This window comes from Streptomyces sp. NPDC006872 (assembly GCF_040635845.1).
In the GTDB taxonomy this organism is placed as follows: Bacteria; Actinomycetota; Actinomycetes; order Streptomycetales; family Streptomycetaceae; genus Streptomyces.
In genome coordinates, this window is sequence record NZ_JBEYIL010000002.1 from 274,515 (window position 1) to 294,629 (window position 20,115).

General features: G+C 70.5%; 18 protein-coding genes. 9 read left to right on the plus strand and 9 right to left on the minus strand.

Annotated elements, in window-relative coordinates; genetic code table 11:
• The first annotated feature begins 29 nt into the window (after nucleotides 1-29).
• From ABZ725_RS06320 to ABZ725_RS06335, 4 genes are all read left to right on the plus strand, one after another.
• On the plus strand, nucleotides 30-401 hold the full coding sequence (locus tag ABZ725_RS06320) for a DUF4180 domain-containing protein (RefSeq protein WP_358801595.1): 372 nt from the start codon (nucleotides 30-32) through the stop codon (nucleotides 399-401).
• A gap of 89 nt (nucleotides 402-490) precedes the next feature.
• Nucleotides 491-1,417 (plus strand): SDR family oxidoreductase, encoded by a 927-nt coding sequence (locus ABZ725_RS06325; RefSeq protein WP_358801596.1) that lies wholly within the window; start codon nucleotides 491-493, stop codon nucleotides 1,415-1,417.
• A gap of 81 nt (nucleotides 1,418-1,498) precedes the next feature.
• On the plus strand, nucleotides 1,499-2,821 hold the full coding sequence (locus tag ABZ725_RS06330) for an MFS transporter (RefSeq protein WP_358801597.1): 1,323 nt from the start codon (nucleotides 1,499-1,501) through the stop codon (nucleotides 2,819-2,821).
• Nucleotides 2,822-2,922: 101 nt separating this feature from the next.
• Nucleotides 2,923-3,618 (plus strand): L,D-transpeptidase family protein, encoded by a 696-nt coding sequence (locus ABZ725_RS06335; protein WP_358801598.1) that lies wholly within the window; start codon nucleotides 2,923-2,925, stop codon nucleotides 3,616-3,618.
• Between the two features lie 38 nt (nucleotides 3,619-3,656).
• Here the strand turns inward: ABZ725_RS06335 and ABZ725_RS06340 are convergent, their stop codons facing one another.
• The 4 genes from ABZ725_RS06340 to ABZ725_RS06355 form a co-directional block, all read right to left on the minus strand.
• Nucleotides 3,657-4,859: a Gfo/Idh/MocA family oxidoreductase gene (locus ABZ725_RS06340; protein WP_358801599.1), complete on the minus strand. Its 1,203-nt coding sequence runs from the start codon at nucleotides 4,857-4,859 to the stop codon at nucleotides 3,657-3,659.
• An 87-nt stretch (nucleotides 4,860-4,946) separates the two neighbouring features.
• Nucleotides 4,947-6,302, minus strand: coding sequence for a sugar ABC transporter substrate-binding protein (locus tag ABZ725_RS06345; protein WP_358801600.1), 1,356 nt, complete (start codon nucleotides 6,300-6,302; stop codon nucleotides 4,947-4,949).
• A 10-nt stretch (nucleotides 6,303-6,312) separates the two neighbouring features.
• Nucleotides 6,313-7,245, minus strand: coding sequence for a carbohydrate ABC transporter permease (locus tag ABZ725_RS06350; RefSeq protein ID WP_358802054.1), 933 nt, complete (start codon nucleotides 7,243-7,245; stop codon nucleotides 6,313-6,315).
• A gap of 23 nt (nucleotides 7,246-7,268) precedes the next feature.
• Nucleotides 7,269-8,174 carry a sugar ABC transporter permease gene (locus ABZ725_RS06355; RefSeq protein WP_358801601.1) on the minus strand — a complete coding sequence of 302 codons (906 nt, stop codon included), beginning with the start codon at nucleotides 8,172-8,174 and terminating at the stop codon, nucleotides 7,269-7,271.
• Between the two features lie 183 nt (nucleotides 8,175-8,357).
• Between ABZ725_RS06355 and ABZ725_RS06360 the strand changes: the two genes are divergently transcribed.
• On the plus strand, nucleotides 8,358-9,530 hold the full coding sequence (locus tag ABZ725_RS06360) for an ROK family transcriptional regulator (protein WP_358801602.1): 1,173 nt from the start codon (nucleotides 8,358-8,360) through the stop codon (nucleotides 9,528-9,530).
• A gap of 111 nt (nucleotides 9,531-9,641) precedes the next feature.
• Complete coding sequence (locus tag ABZ725_RS06365; protein ID WP_351917542.1) at nucleotides 9,642-9,812, plus strand: hypothetical protein; 171 nt, start codon at nucleotides 9,642-9,644, stop codon at nucleotides 9,810-9,812.
• A 63-nt stretch (nucleotides 9,813-9,875) separates the two neighbouring features.
• Here the strand turns inward: ABZ725_RS06365 and ABZ725_RS06370 are convergent, their stop codons facing one another.
• The 3 genes from ABZ725_RS06370 to ABZ725_RS06380 all read right to left on the minus strand — a co-directional run bounded on the left by ABZ725_RS06370 (nucleotide 9,876) and on the right by ABZ725_RS06380 (nucleotide 13,292).
• Nucleotides 9,876-11,273 (minus strand): S1 family peptidase, encoded by a 1,398-nt coding sequence (locus ABZ725_RS06370; RefSeq protein ID WP_358801603.1) that lies wholly within the window; start codon nucleotides 11,271-11,273, stop codon nucleotides 9,876-9,878.
• Nucleotides 11,274-11,391: 118 nt separating this feature from the next.
• On the minus strand, nucleotides 11,392-12,189 hold the full coding sequence (locus ABZ725_RS06375; protein WP_358801604.1) for an SAM-dependent methyltransferase: 798 nt from the start codon (nucleotides 12,187-12,189) through the stop codon (nucleotides 11,392-11,394).
• Nucleotides 12,190-12,275: 86 nt separating this feature from the next.
• Nucleotides 12,276-13,292, minus strand: coding sequence for a hypothetical protein (locus tag ABZ725_RS06380; RefSeq protein WP_358801605.1), 1,017 nt, complete (start codon nucleotides 13,290-13,292; stop codon nucleotides 12,276-12,278).
• A 25-nt stretch (nucleotides 13,293-13,317) separates the two neighbouring features.
• Here ABZ725_RS06380 and ABZ725_RS06385 point away from each other — a divergent pair, with 25 nt between their 5' ends.
• From ABZ725_RS06385 to ABZ725_RS06395, 3 genes are all read left to right on the plus strand, one after another.
• Nucleotides 13,318-14,499, plus strand: a complete 1,182-nt coding sequence (locus ABZ725_RS06385; protein ID WP_358801606.1) for an aminotransferase class I/II-fold pyridoxal phosphate-dependent enzyme — start codon at nucleotides 13,318-13,320, stop codon at nucleotides 14,497-14,499.
• A 150-nt stretch (nucleotides 14,500-14,649) separates the two neighbouring features.
• Nucleotides 14,650-15,906 (plus strand): glucarate dehydratase family protein, encoded by a 1,257-nt coding sequence (locus ABZ725_RS06390; protein WP_358801607.1) that lies wholly within the window; start codon nucleotides 14,650-14,652, stop codon nucleotides 15,904-15,906.
• Nucleotides 15,907-15,932: 26 nt separating this feature from the next.
• Nucleotides 15,933-16,313: a PPOX class F420-dependent oxidoreductase gene (locus ABZ725_RS06395; protein ID WP_358801608.1), complete on the plus strand. Its 381-nt coding sequence runs from the start codon at nucleotides 15,933-15,935 to the stop codon at nucleotides 16,311-16,313.
• An 85-nt stretch (nucleotides 16,314-16,398) separates the two neighbouring features.
• Here ABZ725_RS06395 and ABZ725_RS06400 read toward each other — a convergent pair whose 3' ends face one another.
• Both ABZ725_RS06400 and ABZ725_RS06405 read right to left on the minus strand, forming a co-directional pair.
• Nucleotides 16,399-19,194, minus strand: a complete 2,796-nt coding sequence (locus ABZ725_RS06400; RefSeq protein WP_358801609.1) for a hypothetical protein — start codon at nucleotides 19,192-19,194, stop codon at nucleotides 16,399-16,401.
• Nucleotides 19,195-19,374: 180 nt separating this feature from the next.
• Nucleotides 19,375-19,788 (minus strand): zinc ribbon domain-containing protein, encoded by a 414-nt coding sequence (locus ABZ725_RS06405; RefSeq protein WP_351911534.1) that lies wholly within the window; start codon nucleotides 19,786-19,788, stop codon nucleotides 19,375-19,377.
• Nucleotides 19,789-20,115: the final 327 nt, after the last annotated feature.

A 20,115-nucleotide genomic window follows, 5' to 3' on the forward strand; every position in this document is an offset into this window, starting at 1 on the left:
CGCCCGAGGCCGACCGTAGTCTCACGGGCATGACCACCGCACTCGTGACCCTGCACGACACCCGCGTCCTGCGCTGCGCCCCCGACGGGCCGGCGCTCGACGGCGAGCGCGCCGCGCTCGATCTCATCGGCGACGCCATGGGACACGACGCGGGACTCGTCGTGATCCCCGCGGAGCGCTGCGGGGAGGAGTTCTTCCGGCTCCGGTCCGGGGTCGCGGGCGAGGTCGTGCAGAAGTTCGCGAACTACCGGATCCGGCTGGCCGTCGTCGGAGACATCTCCGGGCATCTCGCCGAGAGCTCCGCCCTGCGGGACTTCGTGCGCGAGTCGAACCAGGGCCGCCAGCTCTGGTTCGTGGCCGACGACGGCGAACTCGACACCCGGCTGCGCCCCACCGGGTGACTTCCCGGGAATGGCGACAATGGATGTCCGGCTTCCACGCGACCCTCGACGAGAACGGACACCGAGGGAACACGTGAAGGAGGCCGGACATGTCGGCGCCGCTGCAAGGCACTCTGGAAGGCAAGATCGCACTGGTCGCGGGGGCGACCCGGGGAGCGGGACGGGGCATCGCCGTGGAACTGGGCGCGGCCGGCGCGACCGTCTATGTGACCGGACGCAGCACCCGTGAACGGCGCTCCGAGTACGACCGTCCCGAGACGATCGAGGACACCGCGGACCTCGTCACCGAGGCGGGCGGCCGCGGTGTCGCCGTGCCCACCGACCATCTCGACCCCGTACAGGTCCGCGCCCTCGTCGACCGGGTCGCCGACGAACAGGGCCGCCTCGACGTCCTGGTCAACGATGTCTGGGGCGGCGAGAACCTCTTCGAGTGGGACACCCCCGTCTGGGAGCACGACCTCGACAACGGGCTGCGGCTGCTCCGGCTCGCCGTGGAGACCCACGCCGTCACCAGCCACCACGCCCTCCCGCTCCTGCTGCGCCGGCCGGGCGGCCTGGTCGTCGAGATGACCGACGGCACCAACGACTACAACCGCGACACCTACCGCGTGAACTTCTTCTACGACCTCGCCAAGTCGTCCGTGCTGCGGATGGCCTTCGCCCTCGGCCATGAACTCGGCCCGCGCGGCGCCACCGCCGTGGCGCTCACCCCGGGCTGGCTGCGCTCGGAGATGATGCTCGACCATTTCGGCGTCCGCGAGGACAACTGGCGCGACGCCGTCGAGCGCATCCCGCACTTCGCCATCTCCGAGACGCCCCGCTATGTCGGCCGGGCCGTCGCCGCGCTCGCCGCCGACCCCGAAGTGGCTCGCTACAACGGTCGATCCCTCTCCAGCGGCGGCCTCGCCCCGGTGTACGGCTTCACCGACCTCGACGGCAGCCGCCCGGACGCCTGGCGCTACATGGTCGAGGTCCAGGACCCGGGGAAGCCGGCGAACACCACGGGCTATCGCTGAGCCGTACTCGTAGCAGCGCTTAACAGTACCTGTAGATCTTTTCACTTGTGGTGCAGGGAGCTCGTCGGGCAGCGTTCACCCGTGCAGACCCCCACCGAGCCGACCGCCTCACCCTGGCGCGTCCGCGACTTCCGCGTCCTGTTCTCGGCCACCGCACTGAGCCAGCTCGGTACGAACGTGAGCTATGTCGCGGTGCCCCTCGTCGCGGTGAGCGCGCTCGACGCGAGCCCCGGGCAGATCGGCGCCCTGGCCACCCTGAGCACGGTGGCGTTCCTGTTCATCGGGCTGCCGGCCGGGGTCTGGGTGGACCGGCTGCGGCACCGCCGCATCCTGACCGTCGCCGACCTGACCCGGGCCGTGCTGTTCTCGTCCGTGCCCGTCGCCTGGCAGCTCGACGCGCTCACCCTCGTCCACCTGTACGCGGTGGTCCTGCTCAACGGGTGCGCGACCGTGTTCTTCGACGTCGGCTCGCAGAGCGCGCTGCCCCAACTCGTCGGCCCCGCCGCCCTCGTACGGGCCAACTCGGCCGTCGTCAGCCTCCAGGCGGTGGGCAACATCGCCGGACGCGGGGCGGGCGGCGGACTCGTCCAACTGCTCTCCGCGCCCGTGGCCGTGGTGTGCGCGGCGGGTGCGTACCTCGTCTCGGGGCTCCAGCTCTTCGCACTCCGCCGGGGCGACGACACGCCCCACCCGCCGCCCGGGGCCAGGCTGCACGCCCAGATCGCGGAGGGCGTCCGGCATGTGCTGGCCAACGCGGAACTGCGCGCGCTCGCGCTCACCGCCGCTCTCACCAACCTGGGCTCGCAAGTCATCACCACCATGCTGCCGATCCTCTTCGTCCGTGAACTCCACCTCTCCGCAGGTGTGTTGGGGCTGTTCGGGGCGGCGGGCGGGGTCGGTCTGCTGCTCGGCGCCTGGTGCGCCCGTCCGCTGGCCGGGCGCCTCGGGCACGGGCGGGCGCTCGGCGTCGTCGGCCCGGTCCTGGCGCCCGCGGCCCTCCTCGTGCCCCTGATCGACCGGGGGCCCTGGCTGTGGCTCGCCGGGGTGGCCTGGGTGCTGATCCTGTTCAAGACCGGCGTGGACAACGTCCTCGGCGTGAGCCTGCGCCAGCGGATGACGCCGGACGCCCTCCTCGGCCGGATGAACGCCACGTTCCGTTTCCTGCTGACCGGGGCGCTGGCCGTCGGCGCCGCCCTCTCCGGCCTCATCGGCGAACTGGCCGGCGTACGGGCCACCCTCTGGGTGGGTGGCGCACTGCTGGCGGCGAACTTCCTGCCCGTCTTCCTCTCACCGGTCCGCACCCGGCGCGAACTCCCGCCCCAGCAGTTCCCCGGCCTGCCCGGACCCGGCCTGTCCGCAACCGCCGCGATTCGGACGGCCGCCGACGACCGGACGAACAGATAGTTCACTGTTTTGTCACAGCTTGAGTCTGTCTACAACCGGTGCCCGTACAAGACGGTCTAGAAGGACGAGATCGCCACCACTGTGCCAGGGAGAGGGCAACCATGGGGGACATACGCAGACGAGGAGCCGTCCTGCTCGGCGTCACCGGCCTGGTCGCGCCGCTGACGCTCGCGTTGGGTGCGGGACCGGCGCAGGCCGCGAGCTGTACGACGGCGGCCGGGCCGTACCAGAAGCAGGTCGAGAAGTTCCTCGGCCGGCCCGTCGACGGCAAGCAGTCGACCGCCGACTGCAAGGCCATCCGGGCCTTCCAGAACAAGCACGGCATCACCCCGAACATCGGCTACGCCGGGCCCGTCACCTGGGGCGTGATGGACCTGATGAACAAGCAGAAGGCGGTGGGCAACAAGCCCAACAAGGCGGGCACGTGCCCGACCAACAAGGGCCGCATCGCCTGTGTCAACCTGACCCTCCAGCTGAGCTGGATCCAGGACGGCAGCAAGCTCGTCTACGGCCCCGTCCCGGTCCGCACCGGCCGTAACGGGTACGAGACCCGCACCGGTCTGAAGAAGATCTACTGGCGCAACCTGAACCACGTCTCGACCATCTACAACGTGCCGATGCCCTACAGCCAGTTCTTCGACGGCGGTCAGGCCTTCCACTCGGTCGGTCTCAGCATGTGGAACCCGCCGGGCTCGCACGGCTGCGTCAACATGACCTCGACGGCCGCCAAGAAGTACTGGTCGCTGCTGAAGACCGGCGACGACGTCTTCGTCTACGGTCGCAAGCCGGGCACCTGACGGCGCCCGGCCCCGACGGCCAGGATCTGTCCGCGGTCTCAGCTCTGCGGCGCGTCCCCGAAGTCCGGGATCGCAAGCCTCGCCCCACCCTGCCGCGCGGACTCGTGCGCGACGATGCCCGGCAGGGTGTAGCGGGCGGCCACCCACGCGTTCACCGACGGCAGCGAGCGCGTGTTCACCGCGGTGACGAAGTCGTCCACCAGGAAGTGGTGGCTGCCCTCGTGCCCGTTGTGCAGATGGTCGAACTCCCGCGGCAGCCGCGCCCGGTCGTGCACCGGCGCCGAGCCCGAGGTGAAGGCGGCTCGCAGCTCCGGCGCGATGTGCTGCAGCGACGGGTCGTCCGGTGACATCGTGGGCTTGGGCTCGAGGAGTTCGCTGATGTCCTTCACCCCCTTCTTGTCCTGCCAGAACGCCACCGTGGCGAGCTGCTCCATGCTGGCCTCCGTTCCGAAGAACCGGAACCGCGACTCCCGGATGTGCGACGGATAGCCCACCCGCCGGAACTCGTTCGTCCGGAACGAGCCGCCGCCCGCCACCTCGAACAGCGCGGTCGCGTTCGAGAAGTCGTTGCCGAACTGGCTGACGTCCCTGTCGAAGACCCCGTCCCCGCGATCGTCCTCGACCCCGATCGCGGACACGCTCACCGCGTGCGTCTGCCAGGCGCCGAGCACCCCGCCCACCGAGTGCGTGGGGTAGAGCAGCGGGGGATAGCTGGCGGTCGCCTTCCAGTTCTCGCCGCCGCTGTACCGGTACGCCTCGTAGAACCCCAGGTCCATGTCGTGGACGTAGTCGCCCTCGGCGTAGAAGAGCCGCCCGAAGGCGCCCTCGGCGATCCGGTTGCGGGCGTGCACGGTCGCCGGGTTGTACTGACTGGTCTCGCCCATCATGTACGTCAGTCCGGTGGCCCGAACCGCGTCGAGAATCGCCGCGATCTCGTCCCGGGTGATCGCCATGGGCACCGCCGAGTAGACGTGCTTGCCGGCGTTCAGCCCCTGGACCACCAGCGGGCCGTGGGTCCAGCGCTGGGTGAAGATCGCGACCGCGTCGACCGCCTTCGACTCCAGCATGGCCTCGTACGAGGGGAAGGTCCCCGACAGCCCCTCGGCGGCCGCGAGCTGTTCGGCGCGCTCCGGGAGGAGATCGGTGACGAAGACATCGCCGACGCCCGGGTGGGCGAGGAACAGCTTGGCGAACTGGCCGGAGAACTGCCCGGCGCCGACGATGCCGAGGGAGAACGTCATGTGGGTGGAGCCCCTTCACTGGTCATCTGCTGAACGGTGCTGATCGGTTGGACTGTGCCGATCGGTTGAACTGCGCCGATCGGTGGTCTACTGGTCGAGAATGAAGTTGATCTGGCTGTTGACCTCGTCGAGGCCGCTCACCGGCGCGCCGTTGCCGTAGACGTCCTCCATCGCGGGATGCATCAGGGCGTAGACGTCGGCCGCGTAGTTGGTGATCGGATACGAGAAGGTCCGAGAGGCCTTCTTGTCCGCGACGGGCTCGGTGAACGCCGAGACGTCGAGGCCCTTCTTCTCGTAGGCGGCGACGGCGGCCTGTGTACCGGCCGGGGTGGCGGGGAAGACGATGCCGTACTTCCCGACGACCTTCTGGCAGGCGTCGGAGGCGAGGTAGGCCACCCACTTCTTGGCGCCCGCCTTGTTGTGGGCGCCCTTGGTGACGGAGTCGGCGAGCCCGTTCATCATGGTGGCCCGCTTGCCGGTCGGCCCGGTCGGGGTGAGCGCCGTGGCGACGTCCCTGCCCTTGAAGCCGGTGTAGGTGGAGATCATCCAGGCGCCGTCGAAGGAGGTCGCGGCCTTGCCGGAGGCGACTTGGACGTTCGACTGGTTCGACTGGATGTTGTAGTCGGTGAAGGGCGCCATATAGCCCTTCTCCGCCAGACCGAAGTACCACTTGAGGACGGACTGGAAGGTCTTGCTGTCGTACTGGTAGTCGGTGCCCCAGCGCGCCTTGTCCGTGTAGCTCCAGCCGGCCGAGCCGGTGAAGGGGCTCCACTGGGTCTGGCCGTCGGCGTCGCCGCCGCCGTTGGTGGCCAGCCCGTAGACCTTGACGTCGTTCTTGTCGAAGCCGGGCTCGTCGCCGCGCCTGCCGTTGTTGTCGACGGTGAGATGGGCGATCGCCTTCTCGAAGGTGCCGCCGTCCTCGGGGTTCCACGCGAGGCCGTTGAGCTGCTCCGCGGTGAGACCGGCCGCCTTGGTCATCTTCTGGTTGTAGAACAGCGCGACGGTGTCCCAGTCCTTGGGAGCGCCGTAGCGGTGGCCGTCCTGGCCCAGCCAGTTGGCGGCGAGCCCCGGTTGGTAGTCGGACTCGTCGATGCCCAGGTCGTCGAGCGGTTCCAGCACTTTCAGATCGGCGAACTGGCCGAACTTCTGGATGTGGTCGGTGAACACGTCCGGCTGGGTGCCGGCGATGAAACCGGCGGTGAGCTTGGTCCAGTAGTCGTTCCAGCCCAACTGGGTGATCTTCACCTTCAGCCCGGGGTTCGCCTTCTCGAACCCCTTGGCGCAGGCCTGGTAGGCGGGCAGCTGGTTGGCGTCCCACAGCCAGTACGTCACCGTGTCCGAGGACGATCCGGCGGAGTCGCCGTTCGCGCAGCCGCTCACCAGGGACAGGGACAGGGACAGCGCCAGCGCTCCGGCCGGCGCGGTCAGCGTACGAAGTCGCATCTCGGTTCCCTCACTTGATCCCGGTGAAGCCGATGGAGCTGACGATGCGGCGCGCGAAGAGGCCGAAGAGCACCAGCATCGGGAGCGCGGCGATCAGGGTGGCCGCCATCAGCCCCGACCAGTCGGTGCCGGTCGCCGGGGTCTGCGCGCGGAACACCGCCAGCGCCACCGTCAACACCCGTGAGCTGTCGCTGTAGGAGACCATCAGCGGCCAGAAGTAGTCGTTCCAGGAGGTGATGTACGTCAGCACGGACAGCGTGACGACCGGTGTGGCCGCCATCGGCAGGATCACCCGGAAGAAGATCTTGACCTTTCCGGCGCCGTCGAGCAGCGCCGCCTCCTCCACCTCGCGGGGGATGTTCATGAAGAACTGGCGCAGGAAGAAGACCGCGAAGGGGGTCATGAAGAGGCTGGGCAGTGCGATGCCCAACAGCGAGTCCACCAGGTGGAGTTGCTTGATCAGCACGAAGTTCGGCAGCAGGGTGAAGATGGTCGGCACCATCAGACCGGCCAGGAACAGGCCGAAGACCTGGTCCCGGCCGCGCCAGCGCAGCCGGGCGAAGGCGTAGGCGGCCATCGCGGAGAAGAAGATCTGGCAGCCGGTGATCAGCGTGGAGACGATCACCGAGTTGAGCAGATAGCGCCAGAAGTCCAGCCCGCCGCCCGCGCCGCCCTGCGCGATCGCCTCCTCGGTCGACTGGAGCCCGAGGGCCCGCTCGAAGCCGCTGGTGGTGAGGCCGACCGGTAGCGGGCTGGTGGGGTCGGCGCTCAGTCCCGCGTTGGTGGACAGCGCGGTGCGCAGGATCCAGTAGAACGGCAGCAGGGTGATGAGGGCGATCGCGCCCAGCACGGTCCAGGCGGCGGCCCGCCCGAAGGTGAGCCTGCGCCGGGCCGGCGGTGCGCCGGTCGTGGTCGTCGGCGGTGTGGTCGGCACTGTCGTCACGGCAGCCACGGTGACTCCTTCCGTCATCCGAGGTCGGTCCGGCCGGCCCGGGTGAGCCGGTACTGGAGGATGGTGATCGCGCTCAGCACGACCAGCAGGGCGACGGACATCGCCGAGGCGTAGCCGAACTGGAAGCGGCCGAAGGCGGAGCCGTAGATGTAGAACTGCAGGACGTTGGTGGCGTTCGCCGGACCGCCCGCGGTGGTCACCGCGACGGTGTCGAAGACCTGGAACGAACCGATCACGGTCATGATCAGCACCACCGCCAGGACCGGCCGCAGCAGCGGCATGGTGATCCGCCAGAACATCCGCCACTCGCTCGCGCCGTCGACCTTGGCGGCCTCGTACATGTCGTTCGGGATCGCCTGGAGGCCGGCGAACAGGAGCAGCGCGGTGTAGCCGACGTGCCGCCAGACGTTGATCAGCGCGATGGTGGGGATCGCCCAGGTCTCGTCGGCCAGGAACGGGATGCGGTCGAGGCCCAGGCCGCTGATGATCTCGTTGCCGATGCCGAGCTGGGTGTCGAGGATCCACAGCCAGACGAGACCGGCGACGACGTTCGACATCAGATACGGGGTGAGCACGACGCCCCGCAGCAGGGCCGACTGGGTGAGCCGCTGGAGCAGCACCGCGATGGCGAGGGCCGCGACGGTCTGGACGCCGATGTTGATGACCACGTACTCGACGGTGACCTTGAGCGAGTCCCAGAAGATGGGGTCGTGGATCATCCGGTCGTAGTTGTCGAGCCCCACCCACTCCGCCGGCGTCAGCAGGTTGAAGCGGGTGAAGCTCAGATAGATCCCCCGCAGCGTCGGCCAGAGCAGGAAGACCAGGAACCCCAGCATGGCCGGGGCCAGGAACAGCGCGGCGAGCCACCCGTCGCCCCGGCCCTCTCGACGCGACGGGGGACTGCTGGACGCGATGGTCATCGGGAGACTCCCTCGTCTACGGCGACTCGTTCTCGGCGCCACTTACTTTTGAGCCGAAAGAATCCAGACGTCAAGAGGTAGGAGAACATCTTTTCCCGGGGGCTCCCGGGTGCCTATAGTGACCTGGATACTTCCATGGCAAAAGAAATCGGGCAGAAGAAATCGTGTGGGAGTCTGACCCTCATGACCACAGGTACCGCCAGCTGGCTGCCGCTGAGCGCGGGGGAGCGTTCCGTCGCGATCGAGGTGCTCGTCCACGGCCCGCTCTCGCGCACCGACCTGGCGCGGCGGCTGAACCTCTCCGCGGGCAGTCTCACCCGGCTGACCAAGCCGCTGATCGAGTCGGGCCTGCTGATCGAGGCGCCCGAGGGGGGCGGCGCGGCGGAGGCCCGGCAGGGGCGCCCCTCGCAGCCGCTCGACGTGGTCGCCGAGTCCCGCTCTTTCATCGGCTTCAAGATCACCGCGGACATGGTGTACGGCGTCGTCACCACGCTCAGGAGTCAGGTCGTCGCCCGTCTTGACCGTCCGCTCGCCTCGCACGACCCCGCCGAGGTCGTCGCCGTGCTGGGGGAGATGGCGGACGAGCTGGCCGGCGCCCACCCCCGCCTCGCGGGGATCGGCATCGGCGTGGGCGGGCTGGTCCAGGACCGTGCCGTCGTGGGCGAGTCGGCCTTCCTGGGGTGGCGGGACGTTCCGCTCGCCGCACTGGTCGAGGAGCGCACGGGACTGCCGGTGGTCGTCGAGAACGACGTCGCCGCGCTCGTCGAGGCCGAGACGTGGTTCGGGGCCGGCCGCGGCCTCGACCGCTTCGTCGTCCTCACCATCGGCGCGGGCATCGGCTACGGACTGGTCCTGGCCGGCAAACGGGTGCCCTGTGCCGAGGAGGACCGTGACTTCGGCCGGCACTGGATCCTGAACCCCGGCGGCCCGCTCACCCCGGACGGCGAACGCGGCAGCGCCGTCTCGCTGCTGACCATCCCCAACATCCGCTACCAGGTCCAGGCCGCCACCGGCCGGGAGTGGACCTACGAGCAGATCCTCGCCCTCGCCGCCGCCGGGGAGCCCATGCCCGCCCGGGTCGTCGACGAGGCGGCCCGCGCCCTGGGCGCGCTGGTCGCGCAGATCGCCAACTTCGTCATGCCGCAGAAGATCCTGCTGGCCGGTGAAGGCGTCGGACTGATGGACGTCGGCGGGGCGACGGTGGAGGCGACCGTGCGTGCCCATCGGCATCCGCTGGCCGCCCCGGTAGCCCTGGAGACCAAGGTGTCCGACTTCCACGACTGGGCGCGCGGGGCCGCCGTGCTGGCCATCCAGGTGCTGGTCCTGGGGGCAGTGGAGGCGGTCACGGAGGGCTGAACCGGCCTGTAGGGGTTGACAGATGGACGTGATCAGTAACACGTCCGGTATGTCCGGTTCGTTCGTGATGACTCACGCGGCCTTCACCCCGGACGCCGTAAGATTCACACCATGTCCACCACTGTTGAATCCCTCTCCGAGCGATCGGCCGCAGAGGTGAACGACCAGATCCGAGCCCTGTGGCTCCGGTCGGGCGGGACACTGAGCGTCGAGCAGCGCGAGGAATACCGGCGGCTCGTCCTGGAGTGGGCCGCCGCGCCGCAGTCCGTCGAAGCGGCCTGACGCTCCCCGAGCCTCCCTCACCGACAAGGGCACCCCGACCGGGTGCCCTTCTTGCAGTCCGGCTCAGCCCCACGTCGCCGAGTAGTACCGCTGGTAGGCCTTGCGGTCCTGTTCGGCGCGGATGTACCGGGTCGCGACCAGGGCGACCATACTGCCGGCGATGACCAGCAGACCGGGGCCGATGTTCTTGGGGTCGGTGAGCCGGGCGGCGAGATCCACACCGCCCCCGACGCCCGTCGCCGGCGTGGTCGAGCCCGGGGACGCCGCCCCCGGGGCGAGCGCCGCCTGGGTGGGGGAGGAGGACGGCGCGGGACCGGTCGACGAGGTGGCTGCGCCGCCCTGCGCGCCGGCGGACGGCGCCGCCACGATCAGCTGCACGCCGAGCTGGGCCAGCGCCTTCGTCACCGGCTGGAAGAACGTCGTGCCCCCCGTCGTGCAGTCGCCGCTGCCGCCCGAGGTGATGCCGAGGGCGATCCCCTCGGAGAACATCGGGCCGCCGCTGTCACCCGGTTCGGCGCACACGGTCGTCTCGATGAGCCCGCTGACCGTGCCCTCCGGATAGTTCACCGTCGCGTCCAGTCCGGTGACCTCGCCGTCACGCAGCCCGGTGGTGCTGCCGCTGCGGAACACCCGCTGGCCGACGGCCGCGTCGCCGGTGCCCGTGATGCGCACCCCGTTGCCGTTGCCGACCGCCACCACGTCGGCGCCGGCGCCCGCCTTGCCGCTCGCGTACTGCACCAGCGAGAAGTCGTTGACGGGGAAGCTCTGGTTGACCGTCTGGCCCACCTGCTGCTTGGCCTGGTTGTCGGAGAACCAGGTCGAACCGGTCGGCCCGCAGTGTCCGGCGGTGAGGATGAAGTCGTTCGTTCCGTTGGTCACGTTGAAGCCGGCCGAGCAGCGTCCGGCGGTGGACAGGATCGGCAGCGCGCCGTTGATCCGGGTGGTGAACTCGCCGGTGGTGCGCTCCATGCGCACAAAGCTGCCGATGCCGGCGGCCGTGTCCGTCAGCCGCGCCCAGTCCGAGGCCGACACGGTGCTGTCGGCCTGCACGATCACCTGGTTCGACCGGTAGTCCATCACCCACGCCGTGCCGGCCACCTTGGGCGCCGAACGCAGCGTCGCCGTGGCCGACTTGAGCTCGTTCATGCTGTGCGGGACGACCTTCGCCTCGGCGCCCGCCGCCTTGACGGCGTCGGCCGTCTCCTCGTCCGTGACCGCGACGACCGGACGCCCGTCGGAGCCGAGCCAGGTGCCCGCCGTGCGCGCGGTGCCGAGCTTCTGGACGAGAGCGGTCCCCGGATTGGTGACGACGGAATCCGCCGTGGTGCGTGGCAACGCGGACGTGCCGGGCGATTCGCTCGCCATGGCCGCCTGCGTGACCATGGCCCCTCCCAGGAGGAGTCCGCCGACCGCCGCCAGCCGTGTCACTCGCCGGACGGTCCGTCGTCGTACGTGCCTCATGCATGGCTCCCGAAACCCTCAACGCGCGGACTCAACACCGCGGGGCTCTCCGGTCGTTGAGCGCCCTGACCTTCATACGTGCGGCGGCCCGCCGGCGTTCAGTGCGGGAGCGATCCCCTCAGGGTCTGCGGGCCACCCCGCCGAACATCGCGACCTCCGCCGGCTCGGCCCCGTCCCCGGTGTCCTGCGGACGCCAGCGGGAGCAGGACACCACGCCCGGTTCCAGCAGCTCCAGACCGTCGAAGAACCCCGCCAGGTCCTCGGGGGTGCGCTGGGTCAGCTTCGGCGTGCCGTGCTCGTTCCAGAACGCCACGGCCTCGTCGACATCGGGCATCGCCGGGCTGGTGATGGTGTGCGACAGCACCAGATGACTGCCCGCCGGCAGCCGGTCGACCAGCCGCCGGACCAGGCCGTACGGGTCCTCGTCGGCGCCGATGAAGATGACCACGCCCAGCAGGATCAGCGCGATGGGCTCGTCGAAGTCCAGGGTCTTCGCGGCGTGCTCGAGGATCGCGTCGACGTTGCGCAGGTCCTCGTCGAGGTAGTCGGTGCGGCCCTCGGGCGTGCTGGTGAGCAGGGCGCGGGCGTGGGCCAGGACCAGCGGGTCGTTGTCGACGTAGACGATCCGGGCCTGGGGGTCGAGCCGCTGGGCGACCTCGTGCGTGTTGTCCGCCGTGGGCAGACCGGTTCCGACGTCGAGGAACTGGCGGATGCCGACCTCGGTCACCAGGTGCTCCACCGCACGGCCCAGGAAGAGCCGGTCGGCGCGGGCGTACTCGCCGATGCCGGGGTGTAACTCCCGGATGCGGTCGCCGGCCGTCCGGTCGACCTCGTAGTTGTCCTTGCCGCCCAGCCAGTAGTTCCAGATGCGGGCGGTGTGCGGCTGGGTGGTGTCGATACGGGTGTTCTCTGTCATGGGTCGGCTCCGAGGGGCAACGGGCAGGGGCGGACGAGGGATGGCGTGCGCAGTCGACAAGCGATCGTGCGCAGTCGACAAGCAATCTAGACAGGGGAGTTGACGTCAGGTGCGGGACCGCCGGATTGCGCCGCGGCTTGGCCGAGTCGCGCCCCGCTCCGCTCGTCGCCCCACACCGCCGACGCACCGGTGTACGGGCGCAGCAGCGCGGTCAGCGCGGGGTCGCCGCGGCCGCCCAGCTCGTCGGAGGCGATGCTGCGGGCGATGCCGGCGAGGAAGTCGGCGAGCTGCACCCGCGCGTCGTGCCGCGCCACGACGAGCCGCAGCCCGGCGAGCCGGATGCCCCGCCGCCGGGCCGTGTCCTCGATCCAGGCGATCCGTTCCGGGGTGAGCATGTTCTGCCGGTCGTGCGCGAGCCGGACCGGGCGTCCGCCGTCGCTCCAATGGGCGGCCGTGTGCAGGATCGAGGGAAGAAGGGGATTGAGGACCGGGGCGAGCACGAAGGGCCCGTCCTGAATTCCGGTGCGATAGGCGAGCGCGCGGGAGCGTTCTGCCGAGAGCCGCGAGAGGGTATGTGCCGCGGGTGTTCCCGAATACCGCCGCCGCAGTTCCTCGACCGTCCGGAAGAAGAACTCGACGGGCTCGTCCGGTGCGCCTTCAGGCCGCACCCACATCAATCGGTTGGCCGCCTCCAGGAAATTCCGCCACTCCGCCTCGGTGAAGGTCCGACTTCCCTGCCGGAAGAGGGAGACGGCCGCCTCCGGATCGTCCAGCAGCAGGTCGACGACCCGGTCCACGACGAAGAACGCTTTCTCGACGAGGTGCACATGGGCGTGCCCGTACAGCGGACCGGACGGTGCGAGCAGCCATTCCAGGACCGGCCGGTGTTTCTCCCGCAGCAAGTGGTTCGCCTTGTACTCCTCGGCGGGCGAACGGATACGATCGCGGATCTTCTGCACCTGCGCGACCGCGTAATCCGCGGGAAGCCGCACACTGGCATGTGCGAAGACATCCGTGTTCCCGCCGGTGAGGTTCTCCCCGTCGGAGCCCGATTCGTCGCACGCCACTTCCAGGAATGTCCCGTTCGCGTGATCCCAGGTCACACCACAGCCCCCTATCTTGTGCCCCATGACCAGCATCCCGCACGAGACGCCGGGTGAACCGAACCCGCTGCAAGCCCTCGGTCTCGACGAGCTTCGATGTCGGACGAGCATGAAGTGGCGCACCTATCCCGCCGACGTCCTGCCGCTGTGGGTCGCGGAGATGGACGTACCCCTCGCCGAGCCGATCGTCCGCGCGGTGACGGAGGCCCTCGCGCTCGGCGACACCGGATATCCGGTGGGCACGGCCTACGCCGAGGCGCTGTCCGCGTTCGCGGCCGAGCGGTGGGGTTGGGACGGGCTCGACGTCGAGCGGACGGCGGTCGTGCCCGATCTGATGCTGGGCGTCGTCGAGATGCTGAAACTGGTGACCGGGCCCGGTGATCCGGTGGTCGTCAACCCGCCCGTGTATCCGCCGTTCTTCCAGTTCGTCGAGCACCTGGACCGGCGGATCGCCGAGGCGCCGCTCGGCGCGGACGGACGGCTCGACCTCGATGCGCTGGAGGAGGCCTACCGGCGGGCCGTCGCGGGCGGCGGACGGGCCGCGCACCTGCTGTGCAGCCCGCACAACCCGACCGGCACCGTGCACACGGCCCAGGAGCTGTCGGCCGTCGCCGCGCTCGCCGGGCGGTACGGCGTCCGGGTCGTGGCCGACGAGATCCATGCGCCGCTCATCGCCGCGGGGGCCGACTTCGTGCCGTACCTCGCCGTCCCGGGCGGGGAGAGCGGGCTGTCGGTGATGTCGGCCTCCAAGGCGTGGAACCTGGCCGGGCTCAAGGCGGCGCTGGCCGTCGCCGGTCCCGGGGCCGCCGCCGACCTGGCCCGGCTGCCCGAGGAGGTCGGCCATGGACCCAGCCACGTCGGGATCCTCGCCCACACCGCCGCCCTGCGCGAGGGCACGGCCTGGCTGGACGCCCTGCTCGGCGGCCTCGACGACAACCGACGGCTGCTCGCCGCCCTCCTCGCCGAGCGGCTGCCCGATGTCCGGTACCGGCCGGCCGAGGCCACCTTCCTCGCCTGGCTCGACTGCCGGGCACTGGACCTCGGGGACGATCCGGCCGCGGTCTTCCTGGAGCGCGGCCGGGTCGCGCTCAACTCCGGGCTCGGTTTCGGCGCCGGCGGGGCCGGGCATGTGCGGCTGAATCTGGCCACCTCGCCGGAGATCCTGACCGAGGGCGTGCGACGGATGGCGGCCGCCGCCATGTCTTGACATGCATCCGAAACGATTCGTAGCTTGGGCACCTTAATTTAGATTCGTGAAGCAAGTTCACGAATATGAACGGAGTGTGCTCATGGGGGATCTCCGACGAAGTCGCCGCCCGGCCCAGCTCATCGACCGGGGACTGAAGGAGGTCGCCGCATGAGCATCCCCGCCACCCGCATCCGCGAACTCGTCGTCACGCCCATCGCCTTCTCCGACCCGCCGCTGCTCAATTCCAACGGCGTGCACGAACCGCTGGCGCTCCGCGTGATCCTCCAACTCGTCCTGGAGGACGGCACGGTGGGCCTCGGCGAGTCGACGGGCGGCGCGCTGCGACTCGAACGGCTCGAGATCGCCGCCCGGACCGTCGTGGGTCTGGACGTCTTCGACTCGACGGCCGTCTGCGCCGCGATCGACGACGCCCTGCTGCCGACCGTGCCCAGCTCCCACGAACGCGGCTGGACCGTCTCGGCCGTCGAGGTCGCCTGCCTCGACGCCCAGGGCAAGCTGCTCGGCCGCCCGGTCGGTGATCTGCTCGGCGGCCGGGTCCGTGACGCCGTGCCCTTCGCCGCGTACCTCTTCTACAAGTGGGCCGAGCACCCGGAGCTGGACGGCCGCCCCGCCATCGCCGACGACTGGCCCGAGGCCCTCGACCCGGCCGGGATCGTCGAACAGGCCCGGCTGATGCAACAGCGGTACGGATTCAGCTCGTTCAAGCTCAAGGGCGGCGTCTTCCCGCCGGACGAGGAGATCGCCGCGATCCGCGCGCTCGCGGAGGCGTTCCCCGGACAGCCCCTGCGCCTGGACCCCAACACGGCCTGGACGGTGGAGACCGCCAAGTACGTCTCGCGCCGACTCGACGGTGTGCTCGAGTACCTGGAGGACCCGACCGCGACCATCGACGGCATGGCGGCGGTCGCCCAGAACTCGCCGCTGCCGCTCGCGACCAACATGTGCGTGATCGCCTGGGAACACCTCAGGCCGGCGATCGAGCAGGACGCGATCCAGGTCCTCCTCACCGACCACCACTACTGGGGCGGACTGCGCCGCACCCGTGAACTGGCCGCCGTCTGCGAGGCGTTCGGGATCGCCCTGTCCATGCACTCCAACTCGCACCTGGGCATCAGCCTCGCCGCCATGACCCATGTCGCCTCGGCCATCCCCAACCTCGACCACTCCTGCGACACGCACTACCCGTGGAACAGCGCCGACGACGTGATCGTCCCCGGGGTCCTGGAGCTGAAGGACGGGGAGGTGAAGGTGCCGACCGGGCCCGGCCTCGGCGTCGAGCTGGACCACGACGCCCTGGACCGGCTGCACCGCCGCTACCTCGACTCGGGGATGCGGGGCCGCGACGACACCGGGTACCTGCGGCGGTTCCAGCCGGACTACGAGCTGCTGCTGCCCAGGTGGTGAGGAGCGAGGGTGCCTAGACTGCGGGAATGGATGACAAGGCGCTCGACCGGCTGGCGACAGGCAAATACCTGCTGATCACCAGCTACCGGAAGAACGGAACCGCGGTCGCCACCCCCGTGTGGGTGGTGCGCGACGGGGATGCGCTGGGGGCCTGGTCCGTCGCGGACGCCTGGAAGGTGAAGCGGATCCGGGCCCGCGGCGACGTCCTCGTCGGCCCCTGCGACGTCCGCGGCAACCCGACCGGCGAGCAGATCCCGGCCACCGCAGAGATCTGCGACCCCGCCACCACGGCCCGCTACCGCACGCTGCTCGCCCGCAAGTACGGCGTCGTGGGCCGCCTCACGCTCTTCGGCAGCCGGTTGCGGCGGGGCCCGGACGGGACCGTCGGTATCCGCATCACGCTGTGAGCACGACAGAGAACGAAGGAAACGGGGGCATGGACCATACGGTCCATGCCCCCGTTTCCCTGTGGAGCGGCGGTTCGGTGCGCTGCTACGGCGCGTCCACGACGGTCCCCGTCAGCACCGGCCGGCCCGGCAGCGGATCGGCGTAGTCGTCGGTCAGCACGAAGCTCATGGCCTCGGCCGGCTCGGCCACCTGGTCCTTCACCGTCGGCACCGTGAACTCGACGCTCGTCTCGCCGGGCTCGATGCCCAGCCACACCCAGACGTCCGCCTCCGACAGCGCCCGCTCCGGGTCGGCCTCCTCACCGGAGTTGTCCAGCAGCCACTGCGGGTCCACGTCCTTGGTGGACAGTTCCGGGCCCGCGGCGACCGGGAGTATCCGGAGCATCGACCAGATCGGCACGTCGGCGGACTCGGAGAGGGAGATCCGCCAGGTCAGCGACTCGCCCTCGGTCACCCGGTCGGCGACCGGAGCGATGGTCACCTTCGGCGCCGGGTCGTCGTTCTCCGTCGTCACCCCGCCTCGGTAGGAACCGACGACGGCGCCGCGCACGGCCTTGACGAGGAGGTCCTGCGCCTCGTCGTAGCCGAAGCGCGTGTCGCCCTTCACCTCGACCGGAACGTCGATCGGGGTGCGGCCGGCCCGGACCGGGAGCACCTTCTCCTCGGCCTCGACGCTGTCCGGAGCGACGACATAGAAGCGGACCGTGCCGCTGCCGTGTCCGGACACCTTGACCGGGATGTGGTAGGTGGCGGTGCCGGAGTCGCCCTCCTTGACCGTGAGCCGGCCGATGTCGACGCGCGGCAGCGTCGCCGCCCGCACCGCGGGCAGGCCGGGGGACCAGCCCCAGGCGTCCATGAACCAGGCCTTCCCGGACCCCGAACGCGGAGTCAGGTCGAGGGACTTGATGTGCCTGAGGTCGAGTCCGGCGCGGGTGGCGGCGGTCAGCGGGACGCGCAGTTCACGGGCCCAGTAGGAGGCGGTGAGGTCGGAGCCCGGCAGCCCGTCGACCTGGACCCTGCCGAGCGCGGCACGGCGGCCGGCGGAGTCGGTGACGGACACGTCCAGCGCGGTGCCGGTGGTGTTCGGCGGTACGAACACCCGCAGCGCCAGGGTCTTGGCGCCGGAGAGGGAGACGGGAGCGGTGGAGGTGATCCTCGTCGGCGTGCCCGGCGCGGACCACTGCATCGCGACCGCGCTCTTGCCGCTGTCCTTCTCCAGGTCCCACCAGCCGAAGTGCGGGGACCGTCCCAGGGCGTCGGCGCCCAGACAGGACCTGTCCGGGTCGGGGTCCGCCCAGCACACCCGGCCGCCGGTCACCGTGACCCCGCCGTCGGGCACGAAACCGCCCGAGCGACGGGCCCCGACCGCATGCGTCAGCACCCGTGCCGGGTCGGCGGAGGGGGCGCGCCTGCCGGTGCCGTCGAGCAGCGGGCGCACCCGGTCGTCGCCGGCGACGAACAGCCGGGCCGCGGCGGCGATGTAGGTCGCGCCGGCCTGGTGCTGCTGGTCGGCGGTCAGCCGGGTCGCCGCGCCCTTGGAGCAGACCTGGTCGGGCTGCTCCGGGTCGTCGTAGAAGTCGTCCCAGGCCGGGGCCTCGGACTGGCCCGGGGTCCACTCGCTGTTGAAGAAGTTGTGGTTGGCGCCGACCACGTACACCGCGCTGTGCAGTGCGCTTCCGTTGCTGATGCCGCGGGTGCCGTCGAGGTAGGTCTCGCCCTCGAGGTCGGAGACGTCGCCGTCGCAGCCGGGCAGGATCGTCGCCGAAGGCACGTCGGCGACCGGATTCTGGCCGAAGATCGTCGGTCCGACGAGCACGGTTCCGCGGATCTTCCAGCGGACCGGACCCCGGTAGCCGTCCTGGTCGGCGGGCGGCGGGTAGAGGCTGTCCATGGCGGCCCGGTTGACGCCCTCGCCGCCGCGCGAGTGGCCGACCAGCAGGACGCGCGAGAGGTCGGCCTTCGTCGCGTCGGGCACCCCGGCCGGGGCGGTGTTCGGACGGGCGGACCAGGCGGCCCACTTCGCGAGGTGGTTGCGGACCAGCGAGGAGCGGCCCTGCGCGCCGGCGTCCTCGGCCAGGTAGTCCTGGCCGTTGATGCCGTTGGCGGAGATCGACACCGTGACATAGCCCTGGGAGGCCAGCAGTTGCTGGTCCTTCAGATAGCCCTTGTAGCTGGGGATCTCCTTGGTGCCGGCCGGGCAGGGCCACTCACCGGTCACGTCGTCCTCGGCGCCCGGCTTGTAGCAGGTGGAGTGGCGGCCGTGCAGGAACAGCGCGAGCGGCCGCTTCCCGGTGGCCCCCTTGGGCGCGACCACCACGGCCTGCATCTCGACCGGCTCGGCGTAGCCCGGCAGCCGTACCGGGTCGAGGTCGTACTCGCCGGTGGCGGTGCGGTACGAGCCCGGCTTGCCGGGGTCGACGGAGTTGGCCGGGGCCTGGGCCGGGGCCTGCGGGGTCGAGGCCGGGGGCAGCCCGCCCTTCGCTGAACGCCGCTCGCCCGCAGCGGAGTTGTCGGCGGGCGCGTCCAAACGGCGCCCGCTCGCCCGTACTTGCAGGTCATTCAGCGGGACGTCGCCGGCGTCGGCGAGGGAGAGCCGGAAGGTGTGGCCGTCCTTCCCCGCCTGCGGCGCGCCGAGCAGCCGGTCGCCCGCGTGGAACTCGACGCGGGCGTCACCCATGGGCACGGGGGTGGGCGACCGCCACACCAGTGTGCGGGCCGCTCCCGTTCCGCTGACCTGCCACCCCGGCGGCAGCCCGCTGTCGGCGGAAGCGGTCGATGCGCTTGTCTCGGAAGGTTGTTGGGCTTGTGCCAGTCCCGGTGTTCCCGCCAGGGCCGCGAGCGCGGCCACGGCGGTGACACCTATTCGCCGGGCACGGATCAAGGTCCGCTCCTCAACACTCGGAGTGCGGGAGCCCCCTCCGTACCGGGAGCCCCTCGCACCCCGAAGGAAGCGAAAGGGGACCTGTGGGTTGCCTGTGCCGATGGACTCTGCCCGGAAAGGACAAGAAACCGGTCACCGGAACCGACCGTGCGGTCCTGCGAGTTGATCGGCCGGGCGGCCCTAGTGCCAGGCTCGGAACGGCTCGTCGAGGAGTTGGAAGACCGGCTCGCCCCGTACCGGGTCCTTGACCGTGGAGAGCCGGACGCGGTCGCCGCTGTGGATGCCGATCAGCGGGCCCATGACCCGGCCGCGTACGACGAACCCCTCGGCCATCTCGACGAGGGACACATTGCGTGCGCCGGGGGTGTTGCGGTTGACGACCGTGGCGTGACGAACCGTGCCGGTGCCCTCGCTGCGCTCGGTGCGCAGGTCGCTGCCCTGACACACCGGGCACAGGAGCCGGTGGTACATGGCGGTGCCGCACCAGGTGCAGCGCTGGAAGAGGATCGTGTCGCCGTCGGCGCTCACACGGTCGAGGACGCCCGCCGCGGAGCCGGCGACCTGCTGAACGGCGTTTCCTGAGTAGTGGTACACGCGGGTCAACTCCCTGCACTCGGCCGGAATCCACGTGCGCGGCTCACCCGTGCACGCACGTGCCCGGTTCGCCGTGCCACCGTGCACGCCCACAGGGTATGGCACTCAGTGTCACCCGTAAAGGTACTGCGTACCCCTAATCTGAAGTTAGGGGTCAGCCCCGCCCGAGGGTCGTCTCGATCTCCTGGACCACGCGCCACAGGGGCGCCCCGCGTCGGGAGACCACCACGACGACGTCCTCCGGCCGCCCGTCGACATGCGGCGTCGGGGGGGGGGGGGGGGCGACGCCCCCCAGCCGCAAAACCACCCGGGGGGGGGCGGGGGCGG